This is a genomic window from Microbacterium sp. GbtcB4, from assembly GCF_019091465.1.
In the GTDB taxonomy this organism is placed as follows: Bacteria; Actinomycetota; Actinomycetes; order Actinomycetales; family Microbacteriaceae; genus Microbacterium; species Microbacterium paraoxydans.
Window position 1 is genome coordinate 1 of sequence record NZ_JAGXJJ010000329.1, and the last position, 250, is coordinate 250.

Sequence of the window (250 nt, forward strand, 5' to 3'; positions counted from 1 at the left end):
CCTCGGCACCCGGGCCCCGGTCACGGCGGCTCTCGCCCGGATGCGCGCGGTGGCGAAGGGCGCGAAGGTGAAGTTCGGCGGCGCGATCGTGGTGCTCCCCGACGACGGCCTCGCCCAGGCGGTCACCCCGCTCGGCAGCAACCGCGGCGTCCCGGTCGGGGTGGTGCGGCGCAGCGCGCTGGCGATGGTGCTGCGGCAGGGCGTCCCCGGGGCGCGGGCCATCGGCGGCCACGAGCTGTTCCGTATCCGC

Annotated in this window: 1 pseudogene; it reads left to right on the top strand. The window is 78.0% G+C overall.

Going from position 1 to position 250, the window contains the following annotated elements:
• Positions 1-250 (top strand): annotated as a pseudogene (locus tag KVS71_RS18055) (molecular chaperone DnaJ); the annotation flags it as partial.